The sequence below is a fragment of the Methylobacterium sp. CM6257 genome, from assembly GCF_054611515.1.
This window is the reverse complement of the sequence record NZ_CM137735.1, coordinates 1,369,151-1,380,212: the sequence shown is the minus strand read 5'-3', so window position 1 is coordinate 1,380,212 and position 11,062 is coordinate 1,369,151. Positions and strand designations below refer to the sequence as shown.

Genomic DNA, 11,062 nt, shown 5'->3' with positions numbered 1-11,062 from the left:
ACGCGTGGACGCGCGGCGTCGTGCCGGCGTTCACGCCGGCGTCATCGGGCTCAGGCTCGGGGGGGCTCAGGTAACGGGCGGCCGGACACGCTGGCGAAGGACGCCGCATCGGGCCACACCCGGCTCGTCCGCGTCGCCACCGGGGCCGGGACGGACGCCGCGGTCGGCAGGAGGGAGGCGACGCTGGCGAGGCAGAGCGCCAAAAGCGGACAGCCGGCCTTGGCGCAGTCGGGCTTCGCCGCCTTCCCGGGCGGGCAGCACGGCATGTCGGCCATGTCCGCGTCGCCCACGTCCATCCCCTCCATCTCGGCATGGGCAATGGCCGAGGTCGCCTCAGGCGCGGCTTGCGCCATGATGAACGCGCGCATCCCCGCGGCGGCCGCGGGCGCGGCCACCGGCGTCAGGGCGAGGCTGAGTACCGCCAGGAGCGGCAACAGTCGCCGAAGGGCGATCAAGAACGTCACGCAGGTACGATGCCAGCTTTTCGATCCGGGCGGAAGGCCAGTGTCACGGGAGACGGCGCGTCCCAAGTCTTGAGGGTCAAGGTTTCGTTCCGTCGGGCGGCCGATCCACCGACCGACCTCGCCGGGCGGGCGTCTCGGCGACCCGTTCCTCGTGGGCCCGCCGGACCGCGCCATGGCGCGTCCGGCCTGCCGTGCAATGGCCGTCCCCGAACGGCAGGCAGAGGCCGGATCGAGGCCGCCACCCATGGAAGCCGCATCGACACCGTCGGTCCCCTGGCAAGCCCCCGGACATGGAGTGGCCGTCTGCCGAGCGCGCAATCTGGAAGGCGGTCAACAGGGGAATGGTCGCGTGCATCGCAGGCGTGAGCCGGTCGTCGTTCTCGGGCTGTTGCGCTGGCCGCCCATCGCAAGGGCGCAGGTTCCGGGCTCCCGGCATCCGCGCGCGTGCTGTCCGGGCATCTGGGAAACCTACCGCACACTTGACCCTCCGCGCGGTAGGCGGTGCAGGGCGGCGCGCCGAACCTCACCCCGTACCACCCCAATCGGCCGGTCCGGCGGTTCGGACCCCGCGGGAGGTTCAGAAGTGCTGGGCGGGGGGGGCCGACCGGGCGGCGGCAGGGCGGCGGGGCACCGCGCTGATCGATCCGGTCGTCAGGCCGACGTCCGGAGCTTCGACCTGAGGCGTTTCGGTCCGTTGCGATTGATGCGTCTGGGGCAGGAAACGGGGTGGGACGTTGTCCATCCATCCCGCGAGCGCGTAACCCGGCAGTCCGGCGAGCATGGCGATTCCTGCAAAGGCGGGGATGATCTTGCTTTTCATGGCGGAAACCGTTGATCTGACGAGAAGCTTGCCGCTCCTTGTCTTTAAGTCCGGATGTCTTGGACGTACCGTTACAGCGCGCTGCGAACCTTTGTGGGGTTGGGCCGGGGTCGCCCGGCGCGGCGCCTCGCTCACCGGGGGGATAATCCTGCAAGCGATTGTGGGATGCGCGACGGCCGCATTGCCTCGCGCGGCCGGGCGGGTGGGAGGGTCAGGCCAGTCGTCGTGCCGGATCCCATCCGCGGCGTTACCGCGACGAGGCCCGTGACATGAAGCGTCGGCCGGCGACAGGCCCCCAAGCCGTCGCGTCGCCCCTCGAACCCCGGCAGGCGATCCGGAGGATGTTCCGAACCGGCTCGCTACCAGCGAAGGAGGCGCGGTCCCAGGAGCGCTCCGACGAGCGTGCACATCGCGATCGTCCCCCCGTACCATACGGCGACGAACGGTACGGTATCGTCCATGCAGTGCAGCGAATAGCCGAGCGCGCTCACGGCTCCCGCGGAGAGGCCGACCAGGGCACCCGCCCGCACGAGATCCGTCGGCGCTCCGAACCGTCGAACCGCCCACGTGACGACGGCGAACGGCACGACGGCGATCACGGGGATCGAGATGAGGCATTCGAGCCAGGTGTGACCGGATACCATGCCGTGCCAATGTTCGGTCGGCGCCATCAACAGGCTCACGCACGCCAGCGCCGCGACCACGAGGAACGGCAAGGCGGCGACCCCGAGATGGACGCGGCTCTCGCCGCCGGGCCTGGCCGCCCTGACGAGATACCGGAGCGCGAGACCCCCGACCGCGGCCGCAAACGAGAACTTGAACGCGAGGAACAGGAGCGGCCGGACCTCGGTCAGGCCGGGACGCAAGCCCAGAAACGCCAGCGCCAGGCACAGCGCGGCCGTCGCGCCGACCGCGACCGCCAGCGCGAGCCGGCGGGTCATCCAGGGGGCCCCGACCGGTTCGCGCTCGAAGCTGGCGCCCAGCAGGCCGATGAGTTCGTCGGTCTTCATCTCGCCTTGCCTCCCACGAGATTGGCCAGGGTCTTCAGGCCGCGGTGGACGCTCACCTTAATCGCGGTCTCGGACATCCCGGCACGTTCGGCCGCCTCGGCGGCGCTCAGGCCCTCGACCTTCGTCGAGAGGATCGCGTTCCTCATCTTGGGCGGTAGGTGCGCCAGGAGGCGCTCGACGTCGAGCGAACTCTCCGCCGCGACATGATCGTCGCGAGCCACCAGCACGCCGGCATCCTCGACAGGGACGTCGGCCGCGGCCGTACGCGTACGCCGAAAATGGTCGATGAGCTTGTAGCGGGCGATGGCGTGGATCCACGGCGTCACCGGTTGCGTGACGTCATAGGTGTGCCGCCGCACATGGATCACCATCAGCGTCTCCTGGACGAGATCCTCCGCCTCGGTGTCGGTACGGCCGGAGCGAGCCAGTTTGCCTTTGTAATACGCGCGCAGGTGCGACCCGAGCCGCCCCAGGAAGCGCCGGTAGTCGGCCGCGCTGCCCGCAAGGCTGGCGATAAGCAGCGCGCGCAGTTCCTCTTCCACCTGCAGCACCGGGACTAGGCGGGCCGGTTCGTAGCCGCTGAGCGGATGCCAGAGATACGTCGCATGTTCCGCCACCCCACCGTGTCCTCACGACCGCAGCACCATCCTGCAGGAGCGTGTCGTACGGCGATCCGCGCCCTGAGGCTCGTCGGCCGAAGGCGACGTATGATCGGCCGCGCCGCTCGGAGAACAATCCGCAAGCGGCCGCCGAAACGTTACAGCGCTCGCGGCATGCCCGGGAGCGTAGGCATGTGCCGCCCATAATTGCCAAGCCTATGCCCCGATCTTAGACCCAGCCGGACCCAACGCCACGCGCCGGGCGGGAAGCCTCCGGAGCCTCGCCGCCCGCGCTCTCCCTTCGCATGGAAAGGCCTGCCGAGAGCGCCGCCGAGAGGGCGGTCTCCGATCCGGGGACGACGGCGGATTCGTCCCGGAGCGGGCGTTCGGCGCCATCGCTTTTCCCCTCACCGGGGGCGGTCCGGGCAAGAAGCCGGCCCGTCCCGCCATCGACGTTTCCCTAGGAGCATGATCATGATCGAGGTGATACCGAACTGGCATCCGGTCGCGGTCCATTTCACGGTCGCCCTCCTCATCACGGCCAGCGTCCTCTTCGCCGCGGGGACCCTGTTCAGGAAAGCGGCATCGGGTGGCGCGCTCACGGCCGCCGCCCGATGGAACCTCGCAATCGGCGCGGCCGTCACGGTCGCGACCCTCGCCACGGGTTGGTCGGCGTACAACACCGTCGCCCACGACGCGGCCTCGCACGCGAACATGACCGTCCACCTTCGCTGGGCCATCGCCACCGCGCTCGTGTTCCTCGCCGCCGCCGGCGTCGCCTGGCTGGAGCGCCGGAAGGTCGCAGGCGCGGGCGTCGTGCTGCTGGCGCTCCTCGCCGGAGGTTCCGGGGCCCTCGTGGTCACGGGCTGGCTCGGCGGCGAGAACGTCTACCGTTACGGCCTGGGCGTCATGGCGCTCCCGAGATCGGGCGACCACGTCCACCCCGCAAGCGGCGGCCATCCCCACGAGCACGGCCACGACCACGAGACCGCGGACGCCCCAAACACGCCCGATGCCGCCGCGGGCAAGGTAGAGACGCGCCCGGCGCCGGACGCCCCCTCCGCACCGCACGAACACGCTCATTGACGGACGGGCCGCGGTGATACCCGTCCCGGGTACCCCCAAGCGCCCGTCGCATGAACGCGGCGGGGGTCCTGGCACCGGTGTGGCGGTCAATCCGCCGAGTGCGGCTTCGCCGTCGACACCGGCATGTGGCGAACTTCCAACACGCTGAGTTTGTGGGACATCGGTCGAGCACCACGGATTGCAGCTTCCACCCCGGCGTGAGAATGTCCGCGAAGATTAGGCAGGGGCCCTGATCAGTGAAAGTCGTGCGCGCATTGCTGCTTGCCGTACTCGCCTTGGCCTTGGCCATCGCGCCGGCAGCGCCGTGCACCATGGGCCGGCAGTCGACGGCTCACCGGCACATAGCCGCCGCCGCGGCGACGCATCTCGCGCACGCCGCCGGCACCTTGGGCAGCCAGAACAAGCCGGACGAGGCTGGGATACGGGGGACTTCCCTCGCCTTGCCGGCTGCGGCCGCCGACGAAGGATGCCCCGGCCATCGGCATCGCCCCAAACATCCTCCCTGCCCGGCTACCTGCTGCCCGCTCGCGTGCCAAGCCGCGCTTCCCACCCTGCCATGGGCGAGCATCACCCTGGAATTTCATCCGTCCGAGCGGGTCCTGATCGTCCAGGTGGACGGGGCCGTCGACGCGCATCCGCTACGGATCGAGCGGCCGCCGAGGCGCCAAGCGTGACGCGCGGGCGGATCTAGCGCCCGCCCTCGGCCGCTCCGACAGGACGGCCTCGCACACCCACAACGAGCCGACGCCTTCGCCGGGCGCGACGCCGTCGCCGCTCGACCCGCGGCCCGTGCCACGCCTGGGCCTGCCTTCGGCCGTCCGCCTCACCTCGGGAAATCCAAGATGTTCAAGTTGCCGAGACCGGCCGCGCTCGCGGCGGTCCTGCCGCTCGCCGGCTGCATGCCCGCCGCCGTTCCCGCCGGGCTCGTCCTGCCCTCGGAGCCGGACATCCCGGTCCGGCCGCCCCGCTACGCGAAGGTGACGCAGGGCGTGAAGGATTTCGGCGTCGTCGACCCAAAGGATTGGCGCGAGCTCAATCGCCAGGTCGCGCCGAAGGCCGGGTCCGGCGGTACGGGGGGCATGCCGGGCATGGACGGGATGCCCGGCATGGGCGGCAAGCGCGATTCGGGGGGCCGGTGATGGCCCGTCGCTGTAACCAAACGGGCGGCGGCGCCGGACTACCGGGCATGAGTGGCACGACGACCGCGCCGGGACACGCCGGTACGAGCGCGCGACCGCCGGACGAGGCCGTCCGGGGGCGGTTCGTGCGCGTGGCCGCGAGCATCACCGGCCTCGGCCTCGCCTTGGCAGGCTGCGCGAGCTTCTCGCCGGACGCGGGCCTCTCCGTGGCCGGCGGCTACGCGGCGCTTGAACTGCGCAAGGACATCGTGAAGGCGGACGACCAGGGCGTCGCGCCGAGCGCGGACGCCCGCGTGGACGCGTTGCTGCGCCGTCCCTTGACCGCCGACGGCGCGGTGCAGGTCGCGCTCCTGAGGAACCGGGGCTTGCAGGCCGCCTTCAACGACCTCGGCGTCTCCGAGGCGCAGTACGTGCAGGCCACGCTGCCGCCCTCGCCGCGCCTCTCGATCACGCAATGGGGATTGGGTTTCAACACGGAGATCGAGCGCTCCGTCGCCGCCAGCGTGCTGGAGTTGGCTACGCTCCCGGTGCGCGCCGAGATCGCGCGGCAGCGGTTCACGGCCGACCAGTACAACGCGGCGGAGCAGGTCCTGCGGCTCGGGGGCGAGGCGCGCCGGCAATTCTACCGTACCGTCGCGGCCAACCAGGCGACCGCCTTCCTCGAACAGGCGCTGGCCGGCGCGGAATCCGCCTCGACGCTGGCCAAGCAGCTGGGCGAGACGGGGGCTCTGAACAAGCTGGAACAGGCGCGCGAGCACGCCTTCTACAGCGAGTTGGGCGCGCAGCTCGCTAAGGCGCGGGTGCAGCAACGCGCCGAACGGGAGCGGCTGACCCGACTGCTCGGTCTCTGGGGGCGGGACATCGATTTCCGCCTGCCCAACGGCCTGCCGCCCCTGCCCGGGAGGCTCGTCGACGGGCACGCCATCGAGGCCGAGGCGATGATCAAGCGGGCCGACGTGCAGGCAGCCCGCTTCGAGCTGCAATCGCTCGTGGGGCAGTTCGGGCTGAACCAGGCCAGCGGCTTCGTCAGCGTCTTCGATGCGGGCTTCGCGAACCGGTTCTCGCGGTCGAGGACCGCGGGGGGCGAGGGCGGTGCCCCGAAGGTCGACAAGGCCAGCCTGAACGGGTTCTCGGCGGATCTCGTCATCCCGATCTACGACTTCGGGGCCACCGCTGTCCGGGGGGCGCAGGAAAGCTACCTCGCCAGCGCCAACCGCCTCGCCGAGCGCGCGGTCAACGCCCGCTCCGAGGTGCGCGAGGCTTACCAGCGCTATCGCGGCCAGTACGACATCACTCGGCATTACCAGACGAGCGTCCTGCCCCTGCGGCGGACGATCCAGGACCAGGCGCTGCTCCAGTACAGCGGCATGCTGCTGGACGTCACGACGCTGATCGTCGACGCCCGGGCCAGGATCCTGAGCAACATCCAGGCGATCGAGGCGCAGCGCGACTTCTGGATCGCGGCGACCGACCTCAAGGCGGCGACCGTCGGCGGCGGGTTCTCGGGGGGCAACTTCGGCGGCGAGGCCGCCGGGGGCACCCCGGGCACGAGCCTCGCCGTCGCGACGCCCGGCGGCTGAGGTCGGGGGCCCGCGCCGCCCATGACATTCGGAGGGAAACCATGACCGACATCTCGCGCAGAGGGATCCTGGGAGCGGGCGGCCTCGTGCTCGCCGGCACGTCGATGATCAGCGGGCGCGTCCAGGCCGCGGGCCTGCCCGAGGCCCCGATCATGGACAAGGCGACCATGCAGCCGCCGCTCTATCCGACGAGCGGGCCGGACTACCAGCCGGTGGTGACGCTCAACGGCTGGACGCTGCCGTGGCGCATGCGCGGCGACTGGAAGGAGTTCCACCTCATCGCCGAGCCGGTCGTGCGCGAGATGGCGCCCGGCATGGACGCGCGGCTCTGGGGCTACAACGGCCAGTCGCCGGGACCGACCATCGAGGCGGTCGAGGGCGACAAGGTCCGCATCTTCGTCACCAACCGCCTGCCGGAGGCGACCGCCGTGCACTGGCACGGGCAGACGCTGCCCAACGGCATGGACGGGGTCGCCGGCCTGACCCAACCCGGCATCCCGCCGGGCAAGACGTTCGTCTACGAGTTCATCCTCCGGCGCTCCGGCACCTTCATGTACCACCCGCACTCGGACGAGATGGTCCAGATGGCGATGGGCATGATGGGCTTCTTCGTCGTGCATCCGCGCGACCCCGCCGAGCGGCGGGTCGACCGCGACTTCGTCTGGCTGCTGAACGCCTACGACATCGAGGCCGGGTCCTATGTGCCCAAGGTCAACACGATGCTCAACATGAACATGTGGTGCTTCAACAGCCGGGTGTGGCCGGGCATCGATCCGATGGTCGCGCGCCAGGGCGACAAGGTCCGGATGCGCTTCGGCAACCTGACCATGACCAACCACCCGATCCACGTCCACGGCGTCGACTTCAAGGTCACCGGCACGGACGGCGGCTGGATCAACGAAAACTATCAGTTGCCGGAGGTGTCGGTCGACGTCGCGGTCGGGCAGATGCGGGCCATCGAGTTCAACGCCGACAACCCGGGCGACTGGGCGATCCACTGCCACAAGTCGCACCACACCATGAACGCCATGGGCCACAACGTGCGGACCTACATCGGCGTGAACCTGAAGAGCACGGCCAAGCAGATCCAGAAGATCGCCCCAGGTTACATGCCGATGGGTTCGACGGGCGGTGGCATGATGTCCGAGATGGAGATGCCGCTGCCCGAGAACACGCTGCCCATGATGACCGGCGCGGGCCCGTTCGGGTCGGTCGAGATGGGCGGGATGTTCACGGTCCTGAAGGTCCGTCCGGGACTGGCGGCCGGCGATTACCGCGACCCCGGTTGGTACAGGCATCCGGAAGGCACCCTCGCATACGAGTGGACCGGCGAGCCGATGCCGGAGCCGGCCCGCGCCCCGGACACCCCGAAGGCCCGGCGCGCCCGGCAGACCGACCTGCGGGTCGTCGATCCGCGGACGCGCCGCACGGCCTCGAACGCGGGCGGCCACGAGCACTAGGCGGACGCCCACAACGCGCCAGACGGCCTGCCGGAATCGCCACGAGCGAGGCAGGCGAACCCGTTCGGAACGGGAGCGATCCCGTCCGAAGTCCGCCGCGCCGGTCGCCGATCCCCTCAACGGCGCCGGCGTGGCGGTTCAATCGACCTGAGGAGAAGAAACCATGAGAAGCAAGTTCCCGCTCGCCGTCCTTTCGGCGGCCTTCCTGGCGATCGCGGCGCCTGCATGGGCGCAGTCCGTGAAGGGGACGGTGACGAAGGTAGACCCGGCCGCGGGCAAGGTCACGCTCGACCACGCGGCGATCCCGAAGCTCGACATGGATGCGATGACGATGGCGTACCCCGTCAAGGATCCCGCGATGCTCAAGGATCTGAAGGCCGGCGACAAGGTCGATTTCGACGTCGCGGAGGCCGGCGGCGCGTACACCGTCACGAAGATCCAGAAGACGAAGTAGCGCCCTGGAGGGAAGCCCCGTGCGGCTTCCGCCCGGTCCCGCGCGAGGGCTTCGGAGCCCTGAGATGGAGCAACCATGCGACGCCTGATCCTGTCCACCGCGCTCGCGGCCGCGCTCGTCGGCCCGATCCCGCAGCACGCCGGCGCGCAGCCCGCCAAGGGCGCGCCCGCAGCCCTGGAGCGGGCGCGCGAAACGATGTCGAACCGTTTCCGGGACACGAAGCTGACCGGCGACCCGGACCGGGACTTCGCGGAGCTGCTGATCGCCAGCTACGAGGAGACGTTGTTCCTGGCCAAGACGCAGCTCGACTACGGCGGAGACCGGCAGCTGCGCGAGCTCGCGCAGAAGATCCAGGACGAGCAGCAGGCCAAGATCGACGCCCTGAAGCAGTGGCAGGTCCGCAGCCGCGAGGCCGGCTACCGGCCGCAGCCGAACCAGACGCCGTCGGGCGAGGGACCGTTGGACCGTCGAGCGAAGGGCGACCCGGCCCAGGGTCAGCCGGAAACGCCCCCCGCGGAGAAGGCGGCCCCGCAGCCGGCTCCGCAGGCGACGCCGTCGAACGCCCCGCTCGTCGCCGGAACCGTCAAGAAGGTCGACGACGCCGCGGGCAAGGTGACCCTCGACCACGAGACCATCCCGAACATCGGGATGGACGCGATGACGATGGCCTACAAGGTCCAGGACCCGGCCATGCTCAAGGGCCTGAGGCCCGGCGAGCGGGTGCGGTTCTCGGCCGACCGCGTGAACGGTTCGATCGCCGTCACCCGCATCCAGAAAGCCAAGTAGTGGGATACGGCCGGAACGTCCCACGCCCGGCGGCACCTCGCGCCCTGGGCGTCCTCCTCGGCCTCGCCGCCGTTGCCGGCGCCGGGGCGGCCGCGGCGGAGGGCACCACGGGACCATCCGCGACGGCCACGGCCCCCGGGAACGCCAAGGCCCGCGGTCGCACCGCCTATGGCGAACTCCTCATGCGGGAGGCGACGGCACGCGGGGTCCCGCCCGCGCTCGCCGAGGCGGTCGCGTTCGTCGAGAGCGGCTACGACGCCGGGGCGGTCGGAACGGTCGGCGAACTCGGGTTGATGCAGGTCCGGCCGGCCACGGCGGCGATGCTCGGTCATCGCGGGCCGGCCGCGGAACTTCTCGACCCTGCCACGAACATCCGCTTCGGCGTCGCCTACCTCGCACGGGCCTGGAGCCTCGCGGGCGGCGATGTCTGCCGTGCCCTGGCCAAGTATCGTGCCGGCCACGGCGAGGAGCGCATGACGCCGCACTCCGTCGATTACTGCCGGCGCGCCCACGACCGGCTGGCCGCCATGGGGTCGCCGCTCGCGGCGGTCGCGGCGACGGCCGGTCCCGGCATCCCGCGGACATCCGCATCGAAAACCCGCGCGGCGCCGACGGCCGTCATGTTCCTCGCGAACCGGTTCTGGGCCGCGCACGTCGCGCGCGTCCGGGCCGTCGAGATCCGGACCGCCCGGATCATGGAGGGCGGCTGATGCGGCCCGAATGGGCGGCGCTCCCGCCGCTCCCCTGGGTGCGCCGGAAGGCGCCGGTCACCCGTGCGCGTCGACGCATGGCCGCCCTGGTGCGCCGGCGGCGAATGGAGGGAGGCTCGGCATGACGTTCAAGCCTTACCCGCACGCGCGCGGCGACGGCTCCCTCGGCGATGGCTTGGCGATGCTGCGCGCCAGGGTGGCCCGGCGCATCGCCCTGGGCCCCTACTCCAGGCGGGTCTCGATAGGTTTTGGGCGGAACCTGTCGGTCGCCATCGAACCGCCGGTCGCCAAAATCCCGGTGCGATTGCGCGACTTCCGGCCGGACGACCTCGCGGCCCTCTTCCCCTCCGGCGGCGACGAGGCGGCGAAACGCGAACGCGATGACGTCGAGTGGCGATTGCGTGCCGCCGCGCACGGCGTCCTGCCGAGCCGCTGCTACGTGCTCGAAGAGGTCAGGTCGGGCCGCCCGTGCCACGTCCAGTGGCTCACCGACCCGGGTTACGGCGACGCGGTCCGTCGGTCCGGGGCCCTGCCGGTTCTGGCAGCCGACGAGGCCATGCTGGAGAACGCCTTCACGCCGAAGGGCTTCCGCGGCCTGGGCGTCATGGCCGCCGCCGTGTACCTGATCGCCGAACGCGCCCGGTCACTGGGCAAGGGACACTTGGTGGCCTTCGTCGACGCCGACAACGCCGCCTCCCTCAAGGCGGTCGAACGGGCGGGCTTCAGACCCTGTTCGATCCGCACGAGACGCCAGTTCGCCTTCGGGACGTTCCGAACCGTCCGATTCGAACCGCGGGCGGGGGCCGTGGGTCGCGGCGCGCGCGCCACGCCGCGGGACGAGGGCTACGGCGCTCACCCAGGGGACGGCATCCAGTCGGAGGTGGACGCACGAGAGGCGGAGCCGCCGGATGCCGACTGAGCCCATCAATCACGCCGGGCCGCGAAGCGCGCCCT

13 protein-coding genes are annotated in these 11,062 nt (G+C 71.0%); 9 read left to right on the top strand and 4 right to left on the bottom strand.

The features are described 5' to 3' along the window. Positions 1 to 50: 50 nt before the first annotated feature. The 4 genes from ACYCO6_RS06660 to ACYCO6_RS06645 all read right to left on the bottom strand — a co-directional run bounded on the left by ACYCO6_RS06660 (position 51) and on the right by ACYCO6_RS06645 (position 2,845). Positions 51 to 464, bottom strand: a complete 414-nt coding sequence (locus ACYCO6_RS06660; RefSeq protein ID WP_007565524.1) for a hypothetical protein — start codon at positions 462 to 464, stop codon at positions 51 to 53. A 577-nt stretch (positions 465 to 1,041) separates the two neighbouring features. Next, complete coding sequence (locus tag ACYCO6_RS06655) at positions 1,042 to 1,284, bottom strand: hypothetical protein (protein ID WP_039903393.1); 243 nt, start codon at positions 1,282 to 1,284, stop codon at positions 1,042 to 1,044. 359 nt (positions 1,285 to 1,643) lie between these two features. Next, the gene (locus ACYCO6_RS06650; protein ID WP_007564152.1) at positions 1,644 to 2,294 is read right to left on the bottom strand and encodes an NrsF family protein; all 651 of its coding nucleotides are present in this window, start codon (positions 2,292 to 2,294) and stop codon (positions 1,644 to 1,646) included. Beyond that, complete coding sequence (locus ACYCO6_RS06645) at positions 2,291 to 2,845, bottom strand: sigma-70 family RNA polymerase sigma factor (RefSeq protein WP_039903061.1); 555 nt, start codon at positions 2,843 to 2,845, stop codon at positions 2,291 to 2,293. The genes ACYCO6_RS06650 and ACYCO6_RS06645 overlap by 4 nt, the downstream gene beginning before the upstream one ends. A gap of 522 nt (positions 2,846 to 3,367) precedes the next feature. Between ACYCO6_RS06645 and ACYCO6_RS06640 the strand changes: the two genes are divergently transcribed. The 9 genes from ACYCO6_RS06640 to ACYCO6_RS06600 all read left to right on the top strand — a co-directional run bounded on the left by ACYCO6_RS06640 (position 3,368) and on the right by ACYCO6_RS06600 (position 11,027). After that, a complete protein-coding gene (locus tag ACYCO6_RS06640) occupies positions 3,368 to 3,979 on the top strand; it encodes a DUF2231 domain-containing protein (RefSeq protein ID WP_007564148.1) in 612 nt (203 codons plus the stop codon). 236 nt (positions 3,980 to 4,215) lie between these two features. Next, on the top strand, positions 4,216 to 4,653 hold the full coding sequence (locus tag ACYCO6_RS06635) for a hypothetical protein (protein ID WP_307354561.1): 438 nt from the start codon (positions 4,216 to 4,218) through the stop codon (positions 4,651 to 4,653). A gap of 168 nt (positions 4,654 to 4,821) precedes the next feature. Continuing rightward, complete coding sequence (locus ACYCO6_RS06630) at positions 4,822 to 5,118, top strand: hypothetical protein (RefSeq protein WP_007564146.1); 297 nt, start codon at positions 4,822 to 4,824, stop codon at positions 5,116 to 5,118. Positions 5,119 to 5,165: 47 nt separating this feature from the next. Beyond that, positions 5,166 to 6,698, top strand: a complete 1,533-nt coding sequence (locus ACYCO6_RS06625; protein ID WP_007564144.1) for a TolC family protein — start codon at positions 5,166 to 5,168, stop codon at positions 6,696 to 6,698. Between the two features lie 41 nt (positions 6,699 to 6,739). Beyond that, positions 6,740 to 8,158 carry a multicopper oxidase family protein gene (locus tag ACYCO6_RS06620; RefSeq protein WP_043380886.1) on the top strand — a complete coding sequence of 473 codons (1,419 nt, stop codon included), beginning with the start codon at positions 6,740 to 6,742 and terminating at the stop codon, positions 8,156 to 8,158. 163 nt (positions 8,159 to 8,321) lie between these two features. Then, positions 8,322 to 8,612 carry a copper-binding protein gene (locus ACYCO6_RS06615; protein WP_007563975.1) on the top strand — a complete coding sequence of 97 codons (291 nt, stop codon included), beginning with the start codon at positions 8,322 to 8,324 and terminating at the stop codon, positions 8,610 to 8,612. 75 nt (positions 8,613 to 8,687) lie between these two features. Next, a complete protein-coding gene (locus ACYCO6_RS06610) occupies positions 8,688 to 9,398 on the top strand; it encodes a copper-binding protein (protein WP_007563973.1) in 711 nt (236 codons plus the stop codon). Further along, the gene (locus ACYCO6_RS06605) at positions 9,398 to 10,108 is read left to right on the top strand and encodes a transglycosylase SLT domain-containing protein (protein WP_007563971.1); all 711 of its coding nucleotides are present in this window, start codon (positions 9,398 to 9,400) and stop codon (positions 10,106 to 10,108) included. Before ACYCO6_RS06610 ends, ACYCO6_RS06605 begins: the two co-directional genes overlap by 1 nt. A gap of 121 nt (positions 10,109 to 10,229) precedes the next feature. After that, entirely contained in the window at positions 10,230 to 11,027 is a 798-nt protein-coding gene (locus ACYCO6_RS06600) for a GNAT family N-acetyltransferase (protein WP_007563967.1), read from the top strand. Positions 11,028 to 11,062 lie beyond the last annotated feature (35 nt).